The 23,782-nt window shown below is 69.3% G+C and carries 23 protein-coding genes; 21 read left to right on the top strand and 2 right to left on the bottom strand.

What is annotated here, in order from left to right:
• A partial coding sequence (locus HYV14_11790; protein ID MBI2386681.1) for a phosphotyrosine protein phosphatase occupies nucleotides 1-124 on the top strand: 124 nt, incomplete at its 5' end.
• Nucleotides 125-136: 12 nt separating this feature from the next.
• On the opposite strand, the gene HYV14_11795 is transcribed toward HYV14_11790, so the two are convergent.
• The gene (locus HYV14_11795; GenBank protein MBI2386682.1) at nucleotides 137-2,287 is read right to left on the bottom strand and encodes a hypothetical protein; all 2,151 of its coding nucleotides are present in this window, start codon (nucleotides 2,285-2,287) and stop codon (nucleotides 137-139) included.
• 109 nt (nucleotides 2,288-2,396) lie between these two features.
• Between HYV14_11795 and HYV14_11800 the strand changes: the two genes are divergently transcribed.
• The 7 genes from HYV14_11800 to HYV14_11830 all read left to right on the top strand — a co-directional run bounded on the left by HYV14_11800 (nucleotide 2,397) and on the right by HYV14_11830 (nucleotide 8,953).
• Complete coding sequence (locus HYV14_11800; GenBank protein MBI2386683.1) at nucleotides 2,397-3,416, top strand: NDP-sugar synthase; 1,020 nt, start codon at nucleotides 2,397-2,399, stop codon at nucleotides 3,414-3,416.
• On the top strand, nucleotides 3,413-3,772 hold the full coding sequence (locus tag HYV14_11805; GenBank protein MBI2386684.1) for a cupin domain-containing protein: 360 nt from the start codon (nucleotides 3,413-3,415) through the stop codon (nucleotides 3,770-3,772). Before HYV14_11800 ends, HYV14_11805 begins: the two co-directional genes overlap by 4 nt.
• Before the next feature lies 1 nt (nucleotide 3,773).
• Nucleotides 3,774-5,195 carry a phosphoglucomutase/phosphomannomutase family protein gene (locus HYV14_11810; GenBank protein ID MBI2386685.1) on the top strand — a complete coding sequence of 474 codons (1,422 nt, stop codon included), beginning with the start codon at nucleotides 3,774-3,776 and terminating at the stop codon, nucleotides 5,193-5,195.
• Between the two features lie 3 nt (nucleotides 5,196-5,198).
• Nucleotides 5,199-6,242 (top strand): NDP-sugar synthase, encoded by a 1,044-nt coding sequence (locus tag HYV14_11815; GenBank protein ID MBI2386686.1) that lies wholly within the window; start codon nucleotides 5,199-5,201, stop codon nucleotides 6,240-6,242.
• Nucleotides 6,243-6,246: 4 nt separating this feature from the next.
• Nucleotides 6,247-7,323, top strand: coding sequence for a hypothetical protein (locus HYV14_11820; GenBank protein MBI2386687.1), 1,077 nt, complete (start codon nucleotides 6,247-6,249; stop codon nucleotides 7,321-7,323).
• A 67-nt stretch (nucleotides 7,324-7,390) separates the two neighbouring features.
• A complete protein-coding gene (locus HYV14_11825) occupies nucleotides 7,391-8,263 on the top strand; it encodes a helix-turn-helix domain-containing protein (protein MBI2386688.1) in 873 nt (290 codons plus the stop codon).
• Nucleotides 8,264-8,272: 9 nt separating this feature from the next.
• The gene (locus tag HYV14_11830; protein MBI2386689.1) at nucleotides 8,273-8,953 is read left to right on the top strand and encodes a VOC family protein; all 681 of its coding nucleotides are present in this window, start codon (nucleotides 8,273-8,275) and stop codon (nucleotides 8,951-8,953) included.
• On the opposite strand, the gene HYV14_11835 is transcribed toward HYV14_11830, so the two are convergent.
• Nucleotides 8,950-9,381 (bottom strand): pyridoxamine 5'-phosphate oxidase family protein, encoded by a 432-nt coding sequence (locus HYV14_11835; protein ID MBI2386690.1) that lies wholly within the window; start codon nucleotides 9,379-9,381, stop codon nucleotides 8,950-8,952. The two genes, HYV14_11830 and HYV14_11835, sit on opposite strands and share 4 nt — an antisense overlap.
• 203 nt (nucleotides 9,382-9,584) lie before the next feature.
• On the opposite strand from HYV14_11835, the gene HYV14_11840 reads away from it, so the two are divergent.
• From HYV14_11840 to HYV14_11900, 13 genes are all read left to right on the top strand, one after another.
• Nucleotides 9,585-10,793, top strand: a complete 1,209-nt coding sequence (locus tag HYV14_11840; protein ID MBI2386691.1) for a methionine adenosyltransferase — start codon at nucleotides 9,585-9,587, stop codon at nucleotides 10,791-10,793.
• A 73-nt stretch (nucleotides 10,794-10,866) separates the two neighbouring features.
• Nucleotides 10,867-11,574, top strand: coding sequence for a CoA transferase subunit A (locus HYV14_11845; protein MBI2386692.1), 708 nt, complete (start codon nucleotides 10,867-10,869; stop codon nucleotides 11,572-11,574).
• Entirely contained in the window at nucleotides 11,567-12,232 is a 666-nt protein-coding gene (locus HYV14_11850) for a CoA transferase subunit B (GenBank protein ID MBI2386693.1), read from the top strand. The genes HYV14_11845 and HYV14_11850 overlap by 8 nt, the downstream gene beginning before the upstream one ends.
• A gap of 35 nt (nucleotides 12,233-12,267) precedes the next feature.
• Nucleotides 12,268-12,798 (top strand): RNA polymerase sigma factor, encoded by a 531-nt coding sequence (locus HYV14_11855; protein MBI2386694.1) that lies wholly within the window; start codon nucleotides 12,268-12,270, stop codon nucleotides 12,796-12,798.
• The gene (locus tag HYV14_11860) at nucleotides 12,795-14,039 is read left to right on the top strand and encodes a hypothetical protein (protein ID MBI2386695.1); all 1,245 of its coding nucleotides are present in this window, start codon (nucleotides 12,795-12,797) and stop codon (nucleotides 14,037-14,039) included. The genes HYV14_11855 and HYV14_11860 overlap by 4 nt, the downstream gene beginning before the upstream one ends.
• Before the next feature lie 64 nt (nucleotides 14,040-14,103).
• The gene (locus HYV14_11865; GenBank protein ID MBI2386696.1) at nucleotides 14,104-16,482 is read left to right on the top strand and encodes a VWA domain-containing protein; all 2,379 of its coding nucleotides are present in this window, start codon (nucleotides 14,104-14,106) and stop codon (nucleotides 16,480-16,482) included.
• An 85-nt stretch (nucleotides 16,483-16,567) separates the two neighbouring features.
• The gene (locus tag HYV14_11870) at nucleotides 16,568-16,771 is read left to right on the top strand and encodes a hypothetical protein (GenBank protein ID MBI2386697.1); all 204 of its coding nucleotides are present in this window, start codon (nucleotides 16,568-16,570) and stop codon (nucleotides 16,769-16,771) included.
• Between the two features lie 2 nt (nucleotides 16,772-16,773).
• Nucleotides 16,774-18,552, top strand: coding sequence for a M1 family metallopeptidase (locus tag HYV14_11875; GenBank protein ID MBI2386698.1), 1,779 nt, complete (start codon nucleotides 16,774-16,776; stop codon nucleotides 18,550-18,552).
• Nucleotides 18,553-18,662: 110 nt separating this feature from the next.
• Complete coding sequence (locus tag HYV14_11880; GenBank protein MBI2386699.1) at nucleotides 18,663-19,361, top strand: hypothetical protein; 699 nt, start codon at nucleotides 18,663-18,665, stop codon at nucleotides 19,359-19,361.
• A gap of 79 nt (nucleotides 19,362-19,440) precedes the next feature.
• A complete protein-coding gene (locus HYV14_11885) occupies nucleotides 19,441-20,565 on the top strand; it encodes a hypothetical protein (protein ID MBI2386700.1) in 1,125 nt (374 codons plus the stop codon).
• A gap of 43 nt (nucleotides 20,566-20,608) precedes the next feature.
• A complete protein-coding gene (locus HYV14_11890) occupies nucleotides 20,609-22,510 on the top strand; it encodes a hypothetical protein (GenBank protein ID MBI2386701.1) in 1,902 nt (633 codons plus the stop codon).
• A gap of 119 nt (nucleotides 22,511-22,629) precedes the next feature.
• The gene (locus HYV14_11895) at nucleotides 22,630-23,610 is read left to right on the top strand and encodes a hypothetical protein (GenBank protein MBI2386702.1); all 981 of its coding nucleotides are present in this window, start codon (nucleotides 22,630-22,632) and stop codon (nucleotides 23,608-23,610) included.
• Nucleotides 23,611-23,782, top strand: a 172-nt coding sequence (locus HYV14_11900; protein ID MBI2386703.1) for a hypothetical protein, incomplete at its 3' end; no start/stop codon positions are given.

Genomic DNA, 23,782 nt, shown 5'->3' on the forward strand with positions numbered 1-23,782 from the left:
ATTCGGCTCCTGCCTGAAGGGAAAGAAGGTCGTCTGCCTCGGCATCCCCGACGACTACGGCTACATGGACTCCGAGCTGATACGCCTGCTGGAAGCTAAGGCCGGCCCGTTCTTCGCGCGCTGACGGCGCCGCGGCCTAGGGGATCGTCAGGCGGCCGTTGGCGATCGTGAGCCCGGGCATCTCGATGGCGAAAGGCGTCTCGGGGTTCGGATACAGGGGGATGGTGAGCTCCTTGATCTCCTTGAACACCGAGAGCGGGACGGTCAGCCCGGCGAGACGCACGGACATGATGTCGATCTTCAGGCGCCGCGGCATGTCGAGGAGCTGAAGCCCCGCCTCGGCGGAGACCGGCTTGCCGTTGTAGGAGCCGCTGATCCGCACGGTCTTGTCGAGGGACAGCTCGTCGACGGAGAGGCCCTTCACGCGCTCGGAGAGGAACGCCTTGAGCTCGTCGGCGCCCACGTCGAGCGACCGGATCCGCAGGCGCTCCAGGCGGAGCAGCCGGATGTCGACCCAGTCGTCCTCGCGCTCCTTCTTCATGATCGGGATGAAGCCGACGTTGACCAGGTCGATGTCCGTCCCGTTGAGGATGAGGCCGCGGAGGTTGAGCTGGCCGACGTTCAGGCTCATCGTCGTGTACACCGACTTTTCCTTGTCCCACGGCCCGAAATTCGCCTTGAGGTCCTTGACGACGACCTTGCCCGAGGAGTAGTGCTGGTAGACGAGGAACTTGCCCTCGTACGGCTTCTTCAGGCCCCGGCGCTGGCGGTAGAGGATCGCGCTGTTGGAGTCGGGCAGCGGCCAGCGCGCGATCTCCTCGTAGGCGCGGCCGAACCAGGTCTTCGGGTCCCGGATCTCCGCCGAGGCCTCGGGCAGGCCCAAGACGACGGTCGGCGGGCCCACCTTGGGGTCCTTGAGCAGCACGAACTCGGAGAGCTCGGACAGGCGCCGGTTGACGCCGCGCATGCGCACGTGCTCGAGGCCGAGCCGGCGCTGCATCCAGTGGAAGGTCGGCGCGTTGAAATACTCGTCGTTGGCGACGAGCGTCACGTTGGTGATGGGCCTCGCGGGGTCGCGCTCCGCCTCGATGCGGCGCAGGATCTCCTCCGTCTTCCAATCCACCTTCGCCGCCGGGCGGTTCTGGAAGAACTGGGGCTTGTAGTAGGCCAGGTCCAGCGTGACCGGGCCGACCCAGCCGCCGAAAAAGTTGACCAGACAGACCAGCTGGAGGAGCGCCGCGCCCCAGGTCACCGGCTTGGGCCAGGTCGAGCAGAACCCGACGGCGATGGGAACGAGGCCCGGCAGCAGGAAGCGCAGCTGGCGGTTGGGGACCACCGTCCAGAAGACGTAGCTGGTGGCGAACCAGGCGAGCAGGACCCAGCCCTGGTCCCGGTTGCGCTTGTACTGAGGGGCGAGCAGGCCGATCGTGCCGAGGAGCCACACGATCGGGCCGATGGCGTTCGAAGCCTGGCTGGCGTAGACGAGCCAGGCCCCGGGGGTCCACACCGAGATCGCGAAATCGCTGGAGGCCTGCACCAGGCGGGAAGGGAGGAGCGCGATATGCGCCGAGTACCACGGGACGATCAGCCCGGCGGACGCGGCGGCGGCCGTGAGCATGATCACGGCGCTGCGCTTGTCGCGGAAGGCGCGCAGGGCGACCAGGTAGGCCGGGAACATATAGCTGAAGAAGGACCACTTGTGCAGCATGCCCGCGGCGTGCAGCACGCCGAAGATCAGGGACGGGAGCCAGCGCGTGAACTCGTCGGAGGCGAGGAGGGCCCAATAGGCGGCGGCGGCCAAGGCCACCAGCGGCAGATCCACGAGCTGGGTCGTCAGCAGGTCCTGGACCGCGGGCGACGCGGCGAAGAGGACGACGGCCGCCAGCGCGGTCTCGTCGGGGCGGAAGCGCCAGGCGACGGCGAAGATCGAGATAGAAAGGAGGGCCAGGTAGAACCAGTTGACCCAGAGCGCCGCGTGGGCGGGGTCGGGCGAGGCGTAGGCGCGCATGAGGAGAAGGTGGTAGGCGGGCGGGAAGGGCGGCATCCCCGGCTTCGGAGCGAGGTACCAGGCGTCCGAGAGGCGGCCTTCCTTGAGGGCCTCGCGATAATCGAGCGCGATCTCCATGTGGATCGACTGGTCCCAGGACGGAGGCCGGGTGTCCGTGCGGATATAGGACCGCAGGAGCAGCGCTTCGGCGGCCATGAACAGCACCAACCCCAGCAGGCTGAAAACCAAGGTCTTGCGGTTCGTCGCCTGGGACGGCGGGACGTAGATGTTCTGGGCCATATAGGAGCGACCATCATAATAAATATAGACCGGGAAGCCCGACACCTTGTTAATCTATTTTTGTAGAATCCCGCCTTATGAAAGAAAATCACGCGGAGCGAAGCGGAGCGTGAGAGCGGTCATCCTCATCGGCGGCATGGGCACCCGGCTGCGTCCCTTCACCTTGGAGACGCCCAAGCCGCTGCTGCCCGTCATGAACCGCCCTTTCCTCGAGTACCAGTTCCAAGTCCTCAGCCGGCACGGGGTCCGGGAAGTGGTGCTCTGCACCTCCTACCGGGCGGAGACCTTCCGCCGCGCCTTCGGGGACGGGCGGCGCCTGGGCCTCAAGATCACCTACGTGCGCGAGCGCATCCCCCTCGGCACCGGCGGCGCGATCAAGAACGCCGAGCCCTACCTGAAAGGGACGACTCTCGCCCTCAACTGCGACGTGCTCAACGCCTTCGACCTCGGCGCGTTCATGCGGTTCCACCGATCCCGCCGCGCGGAGATCTCGATCGCGCTGACCCGCGTGAAGGACCCGACCCGCTACGGCCTCGTGATCACCGACGACAAGGGCATGGTGCGCCGCTTCCTGGAGAAGCCGTCCTGGGACGAGGTGACGACCAACTCGGTCAACGCCGGCGCCTACCTGTTCGAGCCGTCCGTGTTCGCCCATCTCCCCCAGGGCAAGCCCTACTCCCTCGAGCGCGGCCTCTTTCCCGAGCGCCTGGCGGCCGGGGCGCGGATCTCAGGCTATGTCGCGCCCGGCTACTGGATCGACATCGGCTCCGTCGACGCCTATCTGCAGGTGCACCTCGACCTGCTCCAGGGCCGCACGCCCTTCAAGCCCGGCTCCGGAGCCCGCCCGTTCAAGAACGCCGACGGCGCGCGCGTGACGGCCGGCCCCGGCACGAAGGTGGCCCCCTTCGCCCGCTTCTCGGGGGCGGTGAGCCTCGGCTCGAAGGTCGTCATCGGCCGCGGCGCCCAGCTCACGGACTGCGTCGTGCTCGACGGAGCGGCGATCGGCGACGGCGCGCGCCTCGAGCGCTGCATCGTCGGGCCGAAGGCGCGAGTCGGCACCCACGCGGTGCTCGGCCCCGGCACGGCGCTGGCCGGCGGCTCCACGGTCGGGGGCTACAGCCAGCTATGAGCGCGGCGAGGAACGGCGCGGTGGAGCGGGTCCCCAAGCCCTGGGGACATGAGATGATCTTCGCCCGCACCAAGAAATACGTCGGCAAGCTCCTCGTCATCGAGAAAGGCCATCGCCTGAGCCTCCAGCTGCACCGCCGCAAGCACGAGACTCTGATGGTGCTGCGGGGCCGCCTCAAGCTCCTGCTCGGCAAGAAGACGAGGACCGTCGGCCCCGGCGCGGCGTTCACCATCCCGCCCCGGACGATCCACCGGTTTGAAGCGCCGAAAGGGCGCGTGACCCTCATCGAGGTGTCCACGCCCGAACTGTGGGACGTCGTACGCCTGCAGGACGACTACGGACGGAGAGGCAAATAACATGGCAGACCCCATCAAGTTCGGCACGGACGGCTGGCGCGGCGTGATCGCGCGTGATTTCACCTTCCAGAACTGCCGCCGCGTCGCCCAGGCGATCGCCGACTACGTCAAGGAAGAGCAGATCAAGGACAAGAAGGGCCCGCTCGCCGGCCCGATGGTCATCGGCTACGACAAGCGCTTCCAGTCCGACGCCTTCGCGCGCGAGATCGCCAAGGTGCTCGAGGCCAACCAGATGCACCCGGTCCTCATGGCCGAGGCCCTGCCCACGCCCGCCGTCAGCTACATGACCAAGAAGCTCGGCGGCGTCGGCGTCATGGTGACCGCGAGCCACAACCCGCCGTCGTACAACGGCGTCAAGATCAAGATCGACGGCCGCGCCGCGCTCGAGCCCGTGACCCGGGGCGTCGAGGCCTGGGTGGACCGCACCGCGCCGACCCGCGCCGCCGAGATCAAGACGAAGTCCTTCCGCGACGTCTATCTGCAGTACCTCAAGGCGCGCGCCGACCTCCCCAAGATCAAGGCGAAGATCAAGAAGCCGATCGTCATCGACTACATGCACGGCGCCGGCGCCGGCCTGATGGCCGACGTCATCGGCCCCAAGAACCTCGTCGAGATCCGCGGCAAGCACGACCCCCTGTTCGGCGGCGTCCACCCCGAGCCCATCGAGCAGTATCTAGGGGCTTTGTCGGAGGCGGTAAAGCGCAACAAGGCGTCCGTCGGCCTCGCGCTCGACGGGGACGCCGACCGCTTCGGCCTCGTCGACGAGAACGGCAAGTACCTGACGCCCTGCCAGGTCTTCCCGATGATCGTCCTCTACCTGACCGAGAAGAAAAAGTACGCCAAGAAGATCGTGCAGTCCGTCTCCCTCGGCTACCTGGCCGAGCGCATCGCCAAGGAGAAGGGCATCCCCTTCGAGCAGCTCCCGGTCGGCTTCAAGCACGTCGCCGAGCGCATCGCCGCCGGCGAGGCCGACATCGCCGGCGAGGAGTCCGGCGGCTACGCCTGGGCCACCAAGGGCGGCATCGCGGAGCGCGACGGCATGCTCACCGCGCTGCTGATGCTCGAGATGATGGCGGTCACCGGAAAGACGCCCTCCCAGCTCTGGAAGGAAGTCGAGACCCGCTTCGGAGCCTCGCACTACAAGCGCATCGACTACCGCATCCACAAGGCCGTCGCCGACAAGGCGCTCTGGACGCAGAAGCTCGTCAAGAAGCTGCCGAAGAAGCTCCTCGGCACCGCGATCAAGGAGCTCATCTCCATCGACGGCCTCAAGATCGTCCTCGAGGACGGCCACTGGCTGCTGATGCGCCCGTCGGGCACCGAGCCCCTCATGCGCGTCTACGCCGAGAGCGACAAGGCCGAGCGCACGCAGGGCCTGCTCGACATGGCCAAGAAGTGGGTCGCTCCGAACCTGAACGCCTAAGACATGTTCCCTAAAAAGGCGATGGTCCTGGCGGCCGGCGCGGGCACCCGCCTGCGCCCGCTGACCTACGAGACCCCGAAGCCGATGGTGCCGGTCGTCAACCGGCCCGTCATCCACCACGTCCTCGACAACCTCCTCAAGCACGGCGTGCAGGAAGTGATGATCAACCTGCACATGCACCCGGAGCAGGTGCGCGGCTACTGCGGCGACGGCTCGCGCTGGAGCCTCAAGATCCACTACTCGCACGAGCCCAAGCTGATGGGCACGGCGGGCGCGATCAAGAAGCCCGAGGCCTTCTTCAAGGACGGCCCGTTCTTCGTCATGTCCGGCGACGGCCTGTCCGACATCGACCTCACCGCGATGTGGAACTTCCACCGCAAGCGCGGCTCGATGGCCACGATGGCGACCAAGCGCGTCGAAGCCCGCTTCGAGTACGGCGTGACGCTGACCGACGGCGGCCAGAGGATCAAGGGCTTCCTCGAGAAGCCCTCCTGGGGCGACGTGTTCTCCAACAAGGTCAACACCGGCATCTACCTCTTCGAGCCCGAGGTCTTGAAGCTGATCCCCAAGGGCAAGGCCTTCGACTTCGGCCACAACCTGTGGCCCAAGCTCCTCAAGCTGAAGAAGCCGATCTACGCGTACGAGACCGACGCCTACTGGTGCGACGTCGGCAACCTGACCGAGTACCGCCGCGCGCAGGCCGACTGCCTCGAGCGCCGCGCCAAGATCAACATCCCCGGCGTCGAGATCCGCAAGGGCGTCTGGGTCCAGGAAGGCACCGTCGTCGACCCCAAGGCCAAGCTCATCGCGCCCGTCATCATCGGCAAGGGCTGCCGCATCGCCGCCGACGCGAAGATCGGGCCCGGCACCGTGATCGGCGACCGCGCCCAGATCGGCGCAGGCGCCAGCCTCGACACCTGCCTCCTCTTCGACAACGTCACCGTCGGCGAGAAGGTCCGCCTGACCAACTGCATCATCGGCCCCAACGGCCAGGTCCGCGAGAACATCTCCGTCTACGAGGCGGCCGTCCTCAACATCCGGTCTTAGCCCGATGAGGGGCGCGATCCTTCTCGCGCTGCTCGCCGCGTGCTCGGCGCCCCTGCCGCCCGGCGTGGAGCGGCTCGACGGCTCCTACGCCGCCCAGGGCTTCGCCTGGAGTCCCGGTTCGCGTCGCCTGGCCTTCATCGACGGGCGCTTCCCCGACCGCACCTACCTCGTCGTGCGGGACCTGGCGAGCGGCTCGCGGACCCGGCGGCGCCTCAAGGGCTTCGTGCTCGGCGACCGCCTCGCTCTCGCGCGGGACGGCGGGAAGGTCCTGATCGACGCCGGCAAGATCGCCGTCAACGCCGCCTCGCGCAGCGAGCCGTCGCAGCGCGTCGTCCTCGTCGTGGACTCGAAGGACGGCCGCATCGTCTCCGAGGACCCGATCGGCGTCTCCGGCGCCGCCGCGATCGCCCACCCCGCCTGGTCGCCGGACCCCGTCGCCGTCTGGAACGTCAAGGACGGCCTCCGCTGGAAGGCCTTCGGCCCGTCCGGAGCGGAAGGCGTCCTCGATGGTCCCGCGGCGTGGCGGGGGCTTCTGCTCGACGAGCCCTATCTCGTCGTCTCCGAGAGGCAGACCGCGCGGCCGCGCATGACGGTCTACGACCTGCGCGACGGCAGCCGGGCCGCCGAGTGGCGCGTGGCGCTGACCGGCGCCCCGCTGGCGGTCCGCCTCGACGGGAGCGCGCTGTCGGCGCGCTGGATGTCGGAGAGCGGGACCTTCGTCCTCGAGTCCGGCGATCCCCGGACGGGCCGGCGCTCTCCCCTGCTCGAGGCCGAGGGCGAGATCGAGACCGCCGTCGAGAACGAACGCGGCCTATACGCGATCGCCAAGGACCCGAGCCGGCGCAACGACACGGGCAAGGACTTCCTCTCCCCGCGCGTCCTGCTCGTGGCGGAGAAGGGCGGCCAGCGCTGGAGCGTGCCGTGGAGCTCGCACGAAGGCCGCTTCCTGGGGACCGACCCGAAGGACGGCAAGCTCCTGTTCGCCGTCACCGACCGGGACAAGCCCGCCGCCTGGGCGATCGAGCCCACGCGAACCGCGCTGACGGCGGCCGGACCCGCCATCGACGGCCGGTCGAATTAGTTTTCCGGCGCATCAAGGCGCCGTCTGTCGCGCCGCGGAGCGCGAATGCATGTTAAAATTGGACGCGATGGAACCGGGCTCCTGCACCACCGACCGCCGGGATCACTTCGGGCTTTGCACGACGCTGAGGGTCGCCACCGCCGGCTACTACGAGCATTCGGACGCCGAGCATTCCGGCCTCGAGCTCTGCTTCGCCTCCGGGGGCACGCGTCATCAGCGGCGTTTTCGCGGCAAAAGCTGGGTCGTCGCGGACGACGCCCTCATGGTGTTCAACGCGCGCGAGCGTCATGTGGAGGAATGCTCCGCGAACCCCGACCTCCGCGATCTGCGCGCGGTGATCATCCACCCGGGCTTCGTCGACGACCTCCTTTCGGACGTTCGGATGAATACCGACGAGCTCGTCTTCGACGACGCTCTGGTCCGACCCTCTCCGACCCTTAAGGCCGCCCTCGCCGCTCTTTTCAGCGCCGCGGCCGCCCCCGGATCCTCCCATGTCGCCATCGACTGTGCGCTGACCGAACTGGTGATCGAGCTCACGACCGGGCTCAAGCACGGCGCGAGCGCCGAGCTTCGCGCTCTGGAGCGGAAAGGCTACTACCCGGGCCCCGTCGCGCGCGCGCAGGCGGCCCTTCGCGATGAAATGAGCTCGCCGGATCTGGATCTGCAGCAGGTCGCGAGCCGCGCCGGCCTCAGCAAGTTCCATTTCGTGCGCGCCTTTCGAGAGAAGACCGGCATCACTCCGATCCAGTATCTCAACCGTCTTCGAGTCGACGTCGCGAAACAGAAGCTTCAGTCCGGCGCGCAAGCCGTGACGGAGATCGCTTTCGACGTCGGTTTCGCCGATATCTCGGCGTTCAACAAAGCCTTCAAGCGCCACGCCGGAATGCCGCCCTCGCAGTACCGCAATATTTTCCGAGCGGCTTCCCGGCGAAAAGCCTAGAGTTTGGGCATGAACACCGAACTCGAAGCCGAGATCCGCAGTCTCTTCCCTCAGCCCCGCCGCGCGATCGCCTGTCTCGCGACAGTCGACGCCGAGCGGGGATTCGCGCCCGAGGCGCGTCCTGTCACTCTGCTCGAGGTGGGCTGGCGGTTCTATGTGGCGACCGGCTCCGGAACGCGCAAAGCCCGGGAGCTGGCGGCTCACCCCAAGACCGCGGCCCTCGTGCGCGCGATCCTCAACGCCTTGTCTTTGTGTTGCGTACTTGCGGTCTCGACTCGCGCGGAGGAACCCATGGTCACCGGATTGCTGCCCGTCGTCGTGACGGATGATGTGGAGAGGCTGAAGGTCTTCTACAGGGACGTCGTGGGGCTTCCCGTTCAAGCCGACGAAGGCGATTACGTCCAATTCGGGGCGGGGCAGTCCCACCTGTCCATCATCGCGCGCGGCGTGATCGGGCGGATCGCCGGAGAACGGGGCCGGATACGTCCGGGCGACAAGGGATTCAGGTTCGAACTGTATTTCCGGGTCTCGGACGCCCAGGCCGCCGCCGCGAGACTGCGGAAGTCCGGCGCGGTCCTGGTCAGCGCGCTGTCGCCGAGGCCTTGGGGCGATCGCACCGCGTATTTCTTGGACCCGGACGAGAATCTGGTGGCGGTCGCCGAGCCCGCCATCGACGGGAAGCCGAACTAGCGGCCTCCGGTCCAGCCCGCGGAGCCGAAGCCCGCGACGACATAGGAATCCTCGGGCTCGAGGCGCCACAACGCGAAGTCGCCGAAGGAGGCCCACGCCTTCGCCTCGGGATGTCGGGCGAGATAGGCGGCCCGCGCGGCGTCGGCCTGGGCGCCCGAGAGATGGACGGCGCGCCCGACGACGGTGACGCGTCCCGAGGCCTGCGCGTCGCCCTCCGCCACCATCAGAGAGGCGCGCGGATCGGCCGCAAGGTTGCGGGCGTGCACGGCCAGGCCGCTGAGGAGGAGCAGGGGCCGGGATACGTCGTCGAGGGCGTACGGCGCCAGGGACGCGAAAGGAAAGCCCGGCCTCTCGACCGAATGCGTCGAGAGAGCGCCGGAGCGCCCGGCCTCCAGGATCGCGCGTCCCCGCGCGGCGAGGTCATCCACGGCGCAAGGCTAGCAAATCGGGCGGGGAATGCAGGTGAAGCTCGAAAGGACCAAGGGCCAACGGCATGATCGGGACCTAGGGCGGCCGCATGGCCGATACAAAAAGCCCGGGCGGCAGGTCGTTTCTCGTCGTAAATTTGTATAATCCGCGTGACGGCCGTCGGCGGCAAAGCCGCCCAAAGCACGGCCCGGAGGACTCAAGCATGCAGCGCAAGGGCAAGTACTTCTTCAATTCCGAGTCGGTCAGCGAAGGCCATCCCGACAAGGTTTGCGACCAGATTTCCGACGCCGTGCTGGACGCCGTGTTCACGATCGATCCCATGAGCCGCGTCGCCTGCGAGACCTTCGTCGCCCGCGGCCTCGTCATCGTCGGTGGAGAGATCACCACGAAGGCGATGCTCGACATCGACCAGATCGTCCGCGACGTCGTCAAGGACATCGGCTACCCCCGCCCCGAGTACGCGTTCGACTCCAACTCCTGCGCCATCCTCAACGCCATCGGCCGCCAGTCCCCCGACATCTCCCAGGGCGTGGACACCGGTGGCGCCGGCGACCAGGGCATCATGTTCGGCTACGCCTGCCGCGAGACGGACGAGCTCATGCCCCTGCCCATCATGCTCGCCCACAAGCTGGTCAAGAAGCTCGCCGACGTCCGCAAGTCCGGCCAGCTCTCCTACCTCGGCCCCGACGGAAAGTCGCAGGTCTCCGTCGAGTACCTCGACGGCCGCCCCGTCCGCGTCGACACCGTCGTGCTCTCGACCCAGCATGGACCGGAGATCCTCGACAAGACCGGCGACCAGATCACCGAGAAGTCGCGCAAGGAGATCATCGACACCGTCATCCGCCCCGTCCTCGGCAAGCGCCTGATCGACGACAAGACGCGGTTCCTGATCAACCCCACCGGCAAGTTCGTCGTCGGCGGCCCCGCCTCCGACACCGGCCTGACCGGCCGCAAGATCATCGTGGACACCTACGGCGGCCGCGCCCCGCACGGCGGCGGCGCGTTCTCCGGCAAGGACCCGACGAAGGTCGACCGCTCGGCCTGCTACATGGCCCGCTACATCGCCAAGAACGTCGTGGCCGCCGGCCTCGCCGAGGAGTGCACGGTCCAGCTCGCCTACGCGATCGGCGTCGCCGAGCCCGTCGGCGTCTACTTCGACACGCACGGCACCGGCTCCGCCGATGAGATGCGCATCGAGGCCGCCGTCCGCAAGCTGTTCCCGCTGACGCCGAAGGGCATCATCGACACCCTCAAGCTGCGCCGCCCGATCTACCGCCAGACCGCCGCGTACGGCCACTTCGGCCGCACGGAGAAGGGGTTCGAGTGGGAGAAGACGGACAAGGCCGTCGCCCTGCGCGAGGAAGTCCTCGGCAAAGGCGCCAAGGCCAAGAAAGCCCTCGCCGTCGCCTGATCAGCTCGACGCTCGGCGCCGAGGCGGTCATCCGCCCGGCGCCGGGCGTCGATTCCTTCTGGAGGTCGTCCCGATGAATAAAGCCATCTCCACCGCCGCAGAGGCGGTCTCGCGCGTGAAGGACGGCGCGACCATCCTCCTCGGAGGCTTCGGCGTGTGCGGCCTCCCCGAGAACCTCATACCCGCCTTGCTCGACGGCGGCGCCAAGGGCCTCACCTTGGTCTCCAACAACGCCGGCCTCGACGATTTTGGAATAGGCACTTTGCTGCGCGCCGGCCGCGTGCGCAAGATGATCATGTCCTACGGCGGCGAGTGCAAGGCCTTCGAGGAGATGACCCTCACCAAGCAGATCGAGGTGGAGTGGAACCCGCAGGGGACCTTGGCCGAGCGCCTGCGCGCCGGCGGCGCCGGCATCGGCGGCTTCTTCACCCCGACCGGCTACGGCACGCCCGTCGCCGAGGGCAAGGAGACCCGCCAGATCGACGGGCGCTGGATGGTGTTCGAGAAGCCGCTCAAGGGCGACTTCGCCTTCATCAAGGCGTACAAGGGCGACGTCCTCGGCAACCTCGAGTACCGCAAGACCGCGCGCAATTTCAACCAAGTCATGGCCACCGCCGCCGACTACGTCGTCGCGGAGGTCGAGCACCTCACCGACGTCGGCGGGCTGCACCCGGAGCACATCCACACGCCCGGCATCTACGTCGACGCGGTCTTGACCGGGCCGACCTACAAGAAACCAATAGAGAAACTGACCTTGAGGAGGGCCGCCGCCCATGTCTGAGCCCAAGGACTCCCGCGTCGTCATCGCCCGCCAGGCCGCCTCTCTGCTCGAGGACGGCTCCTACGTCAACCTCGGGATCGGGATCCCGACGCTCATCCCCGGCTTCCTGAAGCCCGGAGTGGAAGTCACCTTGCACACCGAGAACGGCATGCTCGGCTACGGCCCCTACCCGCACGAGGGCGAGCAGGACCCCGACCTGATCAACGCCGGCAAGGAGACGGTCACCGAGCTCCCCGGCTGCTCGTACTTCGGCTCGCACGACTCGTTCGCGATCGTCCGCGGCGGCCACCTCGACGCGACCGTCCTGGGCGCGATGGAGGTCTCCGAGGACGGCGACCTCGCCAACTGGATGATCCCGGGCAAGAAGGTCAAGGGCATGGGCGGCGCCATGGACATGGTCGCCGGCGCCAAGCGCGTCATCGTCGCGATGGAGCACGCGACGAAGGACGGCAAGCCCAAGATTCTCAAGAAATGCACTTTGCCTTTGACCGGCAAAGCCGTCGTCAACACCATCGTCACCGAGCTCGCGACCTTCGACCTGACCAAGGACGGCCTCGTCCTGTCGGCGCTCTCGCCCGACGCCACCGTCGACGCCGTGAAAGCCCTGACCGGCGCGCCGTTCACGGTCGCCGCCGACGTCAAAACCTACGCCCGCTAAGGAACATTTTGACCTCCCCAGGGTCACAACAACCGGTGAGCGAGCAGCAGTTCCTCGATGAGCACTCTCCGCTCGTGTTCAACGTGGCGCTGCGCCTGACCGGCAACCGCTCGGACGCCGAGGATCTCGCGCAGGACGCCTTGATCCGGGCCTTGAAGGCCCTGCCGAAGTTCCGGGGCGACAGCAAGCTCTCGACGTGGGTGTACACGATCACGGTCAACACCTGGAAGAACCGGGTGCGGGCCGAAAAAAGCCGGGGGTTCTGGAAGACGATCTCGTTCGGGTCGTTCGGAAACGAAGACGATGACGAGCCGGTGTACGAGCCGAAAGGCAACGACGCGCCGCTCGACACGGAGCTCGAAAAGGAGGGAACGGCCGCCGTGGTGCAGAAAGCCCTGCTTCAGCTCGACGCGGACGACCGGGCCATCGTCGTCCTGCGCGAGATCGAGGAACGCTCCTACGGGGAGATCGGCGAGGTGTTGGGTCTCGCCGAAGGCACTGTGAAGTCGCGTTTGTTCCGCGCCCGCGCCAAACTCAAGACTCTGCTCGTCAAGGTATCCGCATGAACGACGCCATCCGCGAAAAGCTGTCCGCCTATCTCGACGGCGCGCTCCTCGACTCGGAGCGCGCGACCCTCGAGGGGGAACTGTCGCGCTCGGAGGAGATGCGCCTCGAGCTCGAAGCCCTGCGCGCCGTCTCCGCGTCGGTGAAGGGGCTGCCGAAGGAGCCGCTGCCCGCCGGGTTCATGGCGCGGCTCGAAGCCCGGCGCGCCCGCGACGCCAAGCCCGAGCGGGACTATCTCATCCTTCCGCCCGCCTACCGCCCCCTCGCCTTCGTCCTGTCGACCGCGGTGGTCGCCCTCGTCGTCTGGGACAAGACCCGCGCCCCCGAGCAGTTGATCGCCCCCCGGGTCGGCTGGGACAGCGAGACGGTCGCGGTGAAGAGCGCCGCCGAGGCGCCTCCCTCGATCGACGTCAGCGGCCAGCTCTCCGCCATGGGCTCGCGCGACAAGGGGCTCGACGACCTGTCCTCCGGAAGCGCGGAGAGCGCCGCCGCCAACGAGCTCGCGGCCCAGACCGCGAAGAAGGAGGACGACGCCGGCGCAAAGGCCGGCGTCGCCTCGACCTTCGGCAAGCACATCAGCGCCCCGGGCAAGCCCCTCGAGGTCCAGGAGGCCGACGGGCCCGCGTCCGCCGAAGGCGGCTTCGCCCGCCGCGCCGCCCCCTCGGCGCCGGGCGCGGCCGCGCCCGCGCCCGCCCCGAGCGCGCTCGGCGACGGCGGGAGCAGCGGCTATCTCGCCCGCAGCGAGGAGGAGCGCTCCGCCATCAACGAGCGGCTCTACCAAGGCTTCGAGGAAGAGAAGAAGCGCATGGGCATCGCGAAGATCATGGACAAGGACGAGGACGAGCCGAAGCTCGCCGGCGGCGGGCGCGAGTACATGCTCCTTCAAGCCTCGCCCGAGGCGGCCCGCGTCGACCGAGCCCGCGGCGCGGTCGGCGCCGTGCGCGGCGCCGCCAAGGCCAAGGGCGGCGCGCCGGTCGTCAAAGCCCTCACGCTCAAGAGCGCCGAGGCGCTCTCCGCCGCCTGGGCCGCCGCCGGCCTTCCCGGCGAGCCTCCGGCGGTGGCCTTCCCCGAGCAGATGGCGGTCTTCCTCGCCGGGCCCGCGGGCTGCGGCATCACGGACGTGCAGAACCGGAAGAAGTTCATCGTGGTCCTTTATAAGGACGCGGGCTTCGACGACCCCTCCGCGCGCGTGCGGGCCGTGACGCTCTCCCCCAAGCCGGTCGTCGTCAAGCTCGCGCCCTAGCGGCCCGCGACCGGGAACCTTTCCGCGGGGCCGGGGTCCCACTCCTCGATACGGAGGAGCTCACATGAAACGCAACGCGCTGTCCGCCCTGCTCGTTCTCGGTCTCGCCGCTCCCGCCTCGTCGCAGCAGCTCATCGCCTGGCCGATCGGCGCCGCCAACGCCGCGCTGCGCGCCTTCCTGCCCGGCATGCCGATGCCGCACCCGTTCCTGCCGGGCCCCGGCCCGCGGACGCTCCCGCAGCCGGTGCCCATGCCCGGCCCCCGCCCGGCGCCGGTCCTTCCTCCCGACGCCTCGCCCGTGACGATGGCGGCCTATCACGTCGAGGGCACGATCACCGACCAGGTGGCGGAGTTGTCCTATCGCATCGTCTTCCGCAACCCCACCGACCGGCGCCTGGAGGGCGTGCTGATGGTGCCGCTGCCGGCCGACGCCTCGCTGTCCGGCTTCTCGATGGTGATCGGCGGCAAAGAGACGAAGGGCGAGCTCCTCGAGGCGACCCAGGCTTCCTCGATCTACCAGAGCATCGTCAGCCGCGCCATCGACCCCGGCCTGCTCGAGCTCATCGGCGAGCGCATGTTCCGCGCGAAGGTGTTCCCGATCGAGCCCCGCGGCGAGATCGTCGCGACGCTCAAGATGACGCAGACGCTGGCCAAGAACGGCGGCCTCGTCTCGCTGTCGGTGCCGATGCGCTCGGCCCGCTTCACGCAGGGCGAGGGCGGACGGGCCTCGGCGCGGATCGCGGTGAAGACCACCCGCCCCCTTCGCACGATTCTTTCATCAAACGCTGACACCCGCATCGTCCGCGAGGGCGAGCATGGCGCGACGATCAGCTATGAGGAGGGCTCGGCCGGCCCGCAGGACCTGGCGCTGACGTTCTCGATGCGCGAGGACCCGCTCGCCGCCGGCGTGCTCGCCTACCGCGAGAGCGGCGAGGACGGCACCTTCCTGCTCACGCTGTCGCCGAAGATCGAGGCCGAGGCCAAGGCCGCGCCGAAGGCCGTCGTGTTCGTCGTGGATCGCTCCGGCTCGATGACGGAGGGCGGCAAGATGGAGCAGGCCCGGAAAGCGCTGACCTGGTGCGTCGACCGTCTCAATCCCCAGGACCGCTTCGGCGTCGTGGACTTCGCGACCGACTGGAGCGCGCTCGAAGAAGGGACCCTGCTCGCCGCGACGCCCGAGAACAAGGCCCGGGCCAAGCGCTACATCGAGCGCATCGAGGCGGCCGGCGGGACCAACATCGAGGCCGGGCTCGACCAGGGACTCAAGCTCCTCAACACGGCCGGAGGCGTCACGCCGATGCTGTTCTTCCTGACCGACGGCGTGCCGACGATCGGGCAGACCGACCCGGGTGCGCTGCTGCGCAAGGCCGCTCAGGACAACGCGGCCCTGCGCGCCCGCGTCTTCTCCTTCGGCGTGGGCTCGGACGTGAACACCTTGCTCCTCGATAAGCTGGCCGAAGCCGGCCGCGGGGCACGCGATTACGTGGCTCCCAACGAGGACATCGAGGCCAAGCTCTCGTCCCTCTATCAGAAGGTCTCCCGTCCGGCGCTGACGGACGTGAAGATCGAGTGGAACGGCGTCGAGGTCGACCAGGTCTTCCCGCGGCCGGTGCCCGACCTGTTCCACGGCGGCGAGCTGGCGCTGTACGGCCGCTTCCGCTCCGGCGGCAAAGGGACCCTGATCGTCACGGGCAAAGCGGGCGGCAAACCCGCGCGCTTCGAGTTCCCGGTGGAGCTGCCGGCGGAGAACTCCCGGCACGCGTTCTTGCCGCGGCTGTGGGCCGCGCAGAAGATCGGCCACGAGCTCGACCTGATCCGCCTCTCCGGCCGCCCGGCGGACCCGGAGGTGGTGTCGTCCATCGTGCGGCTCGCCAAGAAGCACGGCATCGTGACGCCTTACACCTCGTTCCTCGTCACCGAGGAAGGCGCCGACCTCGGCCGGGTCCAGAACGCGGCCCGCCGGCGGTTCGACGCCCTGTCGGCGAACGCGGCCCGCAGCGGCTTCATGGGCGGGCCGGGAGCCGCGGCGGAGGCGCAGTCCGACTCGATGGTCTTCGGCGCGATGAAAGGCGCAGTCCCGTCGGTCGCCGCCGTGCGCGGCGCGGGAGGCAAGGCCGGCTCGTTCGACGGCGCGCCGTCATCGACGCTGATGCTGGCCAAGCTCGAGAAGGACGCCCGCGAGGAGAACAAGAGCAAAGGCTTCGCCTCGGTCGAGACGCGCACGATCGGCGGCAAGACCTTCTACAAGCGCGGCGAGGTCTGGGTGGACGCGGACGCCGAGGCGCCGGAGGCCTCGTCGCGGCGCACGGTGGCGGTGGCGGCGCGCAGCGCCGCGTATTTCGACCTTCTCTCGAAGGATCCCGGGCTGGCGCGCTACTTCGCGCTCGGCTCCGAGGTGACGGTGCTGCACCGCGGGCTCGTCTACAAGGTCAGCGCGAAGTAAGCCCTATCGCCGTAGGGGGGAGGCTCGGGGCGACCCGAGCCTCCCCCCGGCTTTCGGCGCCGGGCAAACGAGGTATAATCGCCTCATGCCGCCCAAGACCGCGAAACGCTCCCGCAAAGCCCCGGCCGGACAGGCCGCGACCGGCACCTACCGCTACGACAAGGAGACCGGCGAGATCGTGCGCGTCAGCGACCGCGTCCCCAAGGTCGCGTCCAAGGCGAAAGGCCCGTCGCCGGAACTCCCGTGCGGACGCCGCGGCCCTTGCGGCGGCGGCGGCTGCCCGTCCTGAGCATGGCCCGCGTCGACCCCCACTCCTGTTTCGACGACGCCCAGCCCCGCACGAGAAACTGGCGTCTTCGCCTGCGGGCGGACTTCGAACGGAAGGTCCTTCGCGGCGAGGCGACCCTGCTCTTCGCGCGGCCCGCGGCGGGGACTCTCGATCTCGACACGAAGGGCTTGAGCGTCGAGAGCGCCGTCACGGACGGCGGCGCGCCGGCGCCCTTCGCGCTCGGTCCGGAGGAGCCCATCCTCGGCCGCCGCCTTCGCCTCGAGCTTCCCGCGAACACGAACTCCGTGACCTTGACCTACGAGACGAGCCCCGCGGCCGTCGGCCTGCAGTGGCTGTCGCCCGAGCAGACGGAGGGAAAGAGACTCCCGTTCCTGTTCAGCCAATGCCAGGCCATCCACGCGCGCACCGTGCTGCCCTGCCAGGACAGCGCTATCGCGCGCGTGGCCTACGAGGCCGAGATCACCGTTCCCGAAGGCCTGACCGCCGTGATGAGCGCGGGGCCCGCCGGCGACGGCCCCGCGGAGGCCGGCTGGCGGACCTTCAAGTTCCGCATGCCCCAGCCGATCCCGAGCTACCTGTTCGCGCTCGCCGTCGGCGAACTGGAGGGCCGGGATCTCTCGCACCGCTGCCGGGTCTGGGCGGAGCCCGCGACCATCGCCGCCGCCGCGTGGGAGTTCGCCGACACCGAGCCGATGATCGCGCGCGCCGAGGCCCTGTTCGGCCCCTACGACTGGGACCGCTACGACATGCTCGTCCTCCCTCCGTCGTTCCCGTACGGCGGGATGGAGAACCCGCGCATGACCTTCCTGACGCCCACCTTGCTGGCGGGCGACCGCAGCCTCGTCGACGTCGTGGCGCACGAGCTGGCCCACAGCTGGACCGGCAACCTCGTGTCGAACGCGACGGCCGAGCACTTCTGGCTCAACGAGGGCTTCACGGTGTGGGCCGAGCGGAGGATCCTCAAGGCGCTGCGCGGAGAGGAGGCCGCCGGGCTCGCCTGGGGCATCGGCCAGCGCGAGCTCGAGGAGGCGCTCGAGCGCTTCCGGGACAAGCCCGAGCTGACGCGCCTGCGCACTCATCTCAAGGGCGTGGATCCCGACGACGCCTTCAGCGTCGTGCCCTACGAGAAAGGCGCGCGCTTCGTCGTCGCCCTCGAGCGCGCCGCCGGCGAGGCCGAGTTCGACCGCTTCGTGAAGTCGTACATGAAGCGCTTCCGCTTCCAGAGCGTCACCACCGAGCAGTTCTGCGCTCTCGTCGAATCGGCCTTCCCCGGCCTCCTGGCCGAGGTGGACGCCCCCGCCTGGCTCGACCGGCCCGGCCTGCCCGAGAACGCCCCGCGCTTCGTTTCCGCCCGACTCGAGGAGCTGACCGCGCTCGCCCGCTCGTGGAAGGAGGGACGCCGACCCGACGCGGCGGAAACGGCCGAGTGGCGCCCCGACGAGATCCTCCTCTTCCTTCAGAAACTGCCGCGCGAGCTCGGCCGCGAGGACTGCGCCCAGCTCGACGCCGCGCTGAAGCTGACCGGCCGCGGGAACTACGAGATCCTCACGGCGTGGCTGTGCCTCGCCGCCGCCAACGGCTACGAGCCCGCCTTCGAGCCCGCGCGCCGGATGCTGGCGCGGGTCGGACGCATGAAGTACGTGCGGCCGCTGTATCAGGCTCTGGGCAAAACCGCGCCCGGACGCGCCGTCGCCCGGGAGGTCTTCGCCCGCGCCGCGCCGACCTATCACGCCCTGACGCGCCGCGCGGCCGAGTCGGTCATGTCTCAGTACCCCGCCTGAGCGGCGCGGCTACACCCGCGGCACCAAACGTTTGCCGAGCCTCCATGGTGCCCCCCTCCCCGCGCCGGCTACAATCGCCCTCGGCAGCAAAATCATCGAGGAGGTAACACATGATCGAACTTGATTCCTGGACGCGCCTTCGCATCACGGGGCTAGGCTTCGCGGCCGTACTGGCCTGCGCCCCGGGGTTCGCCTCGGCCCAACGCGACGCCGACGCCGCCCAGGCGATGTCGGCGGAGACGGCGATCAAGAAATGGCCGAAGAAGCTGCGCAACGAGGCGAAGATCCTGATCGAGCGCTATGGGCAGCCGAGCTCCGCCGATGAGAACCAGCTGGTCTGGGTGGACAACGCCCCCTGGCGCAAGACCATCCTGCGCCGCGAAGGCTTCACCCGCCCGATGATGGGCGGGACCAAGGATCACCTGGAGCAGGTCATCAGCCGCGAGGTCCCGGTGGACAAGATCGCCGAGATCGAGAAATTCGACAAGCGGATCGTGGTGAACCGGGCCGCGGGAGAGGTGTCCTCGCACTCCGACAGCGAGCGCATGAACTTCCTGGCCCTCAACCTCGCCGACGAGATCGTCAAAGGCCAGCGGAGCGTCCTGGACGCGCGCGCGTTCGCGTTGAAGGTGAGATCGCTCGAGAAGGCGGGGAAGACCTCGCCTTACTTCGAGGGCCTCATGTCCGCCGCCCCGGCCGCGGCTCCCAGCGAGCCCGCGGCGAAAGAGCCCGCGCCGAGCGAGCCCGCGCCGATGTCCCCCGAAAAGCCGGAGAGCACGCCGCCGGTCTACGACACGCCGAATCGTTGAGTCCGTCCCCCGGGGAGGGCCCAGGGCGCGTGCCCTGAAGGCCCTCCCCGACGAGGGGCGCGCCGACTAACCTCATAGGGTGAAGACCCGCGCGCTGCTCGCCTTGGCCCTCCTCGTCCTGGCCGGGGCTTCCCGCGCCCAGGAGAGCTGGGCGCCGGCCCTGCCCGCGTTCGCTTATCACACCGTTTCCGCGAGACTCCCCGAAGGCAAGCTCCTCGCGGCTCCCGTCGTCGAGCCCGGTCTCAAGCTCCTCGCCGACCACGACACCGCGGGCCTGGGCGCCGAGGCGGCGCGCGCCGACGCCTGGCGCAAGGGCCGCGCGGGCGTGACGCTCGTGGAAAGCCGGGGCGCCTGGCGCCTGCAGGACGCCTCCGGCTCGGCGCTGCCGGTCTCCGCGGCCTTCGGCTCGGCCCTGCGGCACATGAACCAGTATTTCAGCCTGACCGGACCGGACGCTCCCGCGACGCTGAGCGCGGACCTGAAGGCCGCGTTCTCGACGCCCGCCGCCATAGCCCAGGTCCGCCGCGCCTTCGAGCGCTCGATCGAGGAGCGCGTCGTCGTGGCCGGCAAGCCCTACACCGTCGAGCTGGGCGGGGCGATCGCGCTCGAGCCCGGCGGCATCAACCTCCATTACATCGACGACCTCCTGCGCCCGACCTTGCGCGAGATGATCGCCGCGGGAGAGGACCCCGCCGCGCTCGCCCGGCTCTACGCCGCGGAGCCCGCGAAGATGGCCCTGCTCGATCCGATGGGCATACTCAAGAGCCACCTCGCCCGGCGCGCGCAGTGGGACGCCGAGGGCCGCCTGGCTCCGGAGAAGCGAGCCGCTTTGCTGCGCATGACCGTCGACACCGTGGCCGAGTCGGCCGCCAGCCACTATTCCGGGGACTTCGGCACGCAGCTCAAGGGCATGATCGCCGACGACTGGAGCGGCCGCGACGGCGGGACCTGGCACTGCCACCCTCCGGACGCGGGCCCGAAGGGCTGGGCCGGGGACTATCCGCCGAGCGAGGCGGACTACGAGGCCGCCGCGAAGACCGGCCAGGAGACCGTCGTCGCCTTCACCGTCGACGGCTTCGACGTCTACTTCCTGAGCCGCCCTCCCGCCGGCCAGGACGCCGAGCGGGCCGAGCCGATCTTCTCTTACCGCGACGCCGGGTGGCGGCGGCACTTCCAAGGCTTGTTCGACCGCCTCGCGAAGTAGAGATTCCGCGCGCGCGTTCCGCCAGGAGTGCTACGCTTTCCTCATGAACAAAGCGCTCTCCCTTCTCCTGCTCGCCGCCCTCCTGCCCGCGACCGCGCTCGCAGCACCCGCCCTCCCCCGCTCCGACTTCAACCGGCTCGCCGCCCGCTCCGGCATCCCCGTCTTCTGGCTGCCCGTGGCCCGCGACACGGACACTTTGCGGCCCGAGGACCTCGCCGCCGTCGGCGACGGGGAGGCGCTCGCGCGCTTCGTCTTCGAAGGCAAGTTCACCGCCGAGTTCGACCACGCGTACAAGTTCCTGGTGGAGGAACGCCGCCGCGAGGCCGTGCGCCGGGAGCTCGACCAGGGCCGCCCCAACCTCATCCTCAGCGACTTCCGCAAGGCGCCCGCCGCGGAGCGCGAGCTCGTCAAGCGCGTCGCGGCCGCGGGCCGCATCATCGACGAGCTCTATGAGACGCAGAAGGGCGGCAAGCGCTGGCGCTCGGCCCTGATCCCGGGCGACTCGGCCTCGCTCGCGCTGTTCGAGCGCAACCACGGTCCCTGGTGCGAGGCGCCCGCCACGCAGAGCGACCCCTTCTGCGGCGCCGTCCCCTCCTTCCCCGCGCGCAAGTCCGACGCGTACCCGGAGAAGCTCTCCCAGGACGGCGCGATGTGCGACGAGCTCAAGGCGCGCCGCGACGGCAAGGCCCTGCTCGACCCGTTCACCGTCGTGCGCGAGAAGGACGGCAAGCTCGCCGCCGTGTCCCTGACCGAGGCGTACGGCCCGCAGATGAAGCTCGTCGCCGAAGAGCTGCGCGCCGCCGCCGACTCCCAGGATCTCGACGAGGGCGCGCTGAAGGCCTACCTGCTCGCGGCCGCCCGCGGCTTCGAGACCGGAGACTGGGCCGAGGCCGACGAGGCCTGGTCGCGCATGGGCAGCCGCAACAGCAAGTGGTACCTGCGCGTGGGCCCCGACGAGGTCGAGTTCGACCCGTGCCAGGCGAAGGCCGGCTTCCACGTCTCCTTCGCGCGCATCGACGCCGGCTCGCTGTCCTGGCAGGACAAGCTGACGCCGCTGCGCCAGGAGATGGAGGACTCCCTCTCCGCCCTGACGGGCGGCGTCTATAAAGCCCGCCCCGTCGCCTTCGCTTTGCCCGACTTCATCGAGATCGTGATCAACAGCGGCGACTCCAAGCCCCCGCTGGGCGCCACCGTCGGTCAGTCCCTGCCCAACTGGGGCAAGGTCGCTTCGGAGAACCGCCGCCGCACCGTGGTCATGACCAACCTGTTCGAGGACCCCGACTCCAAGGAGACGGCCCGGCTCAAGGCGGGCGAGATGTTCGACGCCGAGGCGCTGAAGACCTACCCCTCCGACAAGGAGGCCGGGCTGGTCGGCACCATCCTGCACGAGGCGACGCACAACCTCGGCCCGCACAGCGACTCGAAGATCGGCGGCAAGACCGCGGCCGAGGTGTTCGGCGGGCGCCTGGAGGGCGTGCTCGAGGAGCTCAAGGCCCAGACCGGGGCGCTGTACTACGTCGAGCTCCTGCGCCGCAAGGGCCTGCTGACGGACCAGCTCGCGCGGAAGATCTACACCCACGAGCTCGTCTGGTGCATGGGACACATCTCCAACGGCATGACCACCGACGGCGGGGCGCCCAAGCCCTACAGCCAGCTCTCCGCCGTGCAGATCGGCAGCTTCGTGAAGGCCGGCGTGCTCCAGTGGAAGTCCGGCCCCGACGGCGTCGAGCGCTTCGGCGTCGATTTCGCCAAGCTCCCCGCCGCGGTCGAGGCCCTGATGAAGGAGGTCGTCCGCGTCAAGGCGACCGGCGACGTCGCGGGCGCGAAGGCCCTCGTCGACGGCTTCGTCAGCGGAGAGAGCGCGCCGCTGATGCGCATGGCCAAGGTCCAGGAGCGCCTGCGCAAGTACCCCAAGGAGAGCTACTCCTACACCGCGCTGTACTAGGCCTCCGGGCCTAATCCGCCGAGGGCCGTTTAGCGCGCCCGCGGCGGCCCTTGGGCCCTCAGGGGAATCCCCCCGACTTCGCTACGATGGGCGAAGAAGGATCACACAGGGAGATTTCCATGAAACGCAGCCTTTCGCTTTCCGTCGCTTTCGCCATGCTGGCCACGAGCATGGGCCCGGCCGCTCCGTCCGCGCTGGCCCAGATGGCCGCCTCGGCCAAGGTCCACGCCCCGGCCGCGCCCGTGATGGGCCTTCCGACCATCGCCTCCGGCCTGGGAGCGTTGAGCAGCCCGGCGTCTTTCGGCTCGAACCTGACCGCTCCCGCCCTCACCGCGGCGCCGGCCCTCCTGGCGGCCCCGGTCATCGCCGCCGCCGCGGCTCCGGCGCCCGTCTCGGCCGCCGCGGTCCCTGCGGCGCTCGCCCCCATCTACCGGACCGCCGAGGGCAAGCCCACCCCGTTCGCCCTCTCCATGGAGGCCCTGTCGGCCGCGGCCGTCGAGACCAAGGACATGGGCGACTCCCAGTCGCGCGAGGCCGCCGCCGCGGACTTCGCCAAGCGCATCGGCCAGGACGACGGCGAGATCGAGCTCCTGCTCTCGGCCCCCGAGGGCTCCGGCAAGGTCATGACCGAGGACGTCTACCCCGTCTACCTGGCCAAGCCCGGCTTCGGCGTCAAGGAAGTCGGCGCCGCCATGGACCGCCAGCTCGAGAAGCTCGGCGTCTCCCCCCGCACCTTGGAGGCGCACAGCGCGCGCGCCATCGGCGCGGTCTCCAAGATCAACACCGCCGTGCTCAAGGTCTCCGCGTCGGAGGCCGACCTGCTCAAGGCCGTGCTCGAGGCGCAGGGCCTGAAGGTCCAGCGCGGCCGCATCTTCGAGGTGCCCAAGCCGCAGGCGGCGGAGCCCATGGTCCGCAGCGTGGGTCTCAAGGAGATGTCCAAGATCATCGGCGCCGACAAGCTCCAGGCCGAGCTCGCCAAGGTCCTGGGCGCTCCCGACGCGAAGCCCTCCCTCTTCGCCCGGGCCAAGGCCTGGGTGGGCAAGCTCTTCGGCGCGACGGTGGAGAACCCCGTCCTGCCCTGGGCCGTGCTCGACACCTAGGTGGCGGCGACGCACCCCTACCTCAAGGGGCGCTTCACCAAGAACGTCGACAACAACCCCGACAGCGAGACCCACGGCACGCACACGGCCTGCACGGTGATCGGCGTGGACCGATGGAACTACGCGGGCCGCAACTACAATATCTTCCCGGGCGGCTCGGCTTCCGAGAGCG

This window comes from Elusimicrobiota bacterium (genome assembly GCA_016182905.1).
In the GTDB taxonomy this organism is placed as follows: Bacteria; Elusimicrobiota; Elusimicrobia; order UBA1565; family UBA9628; genus GWA2-66-18.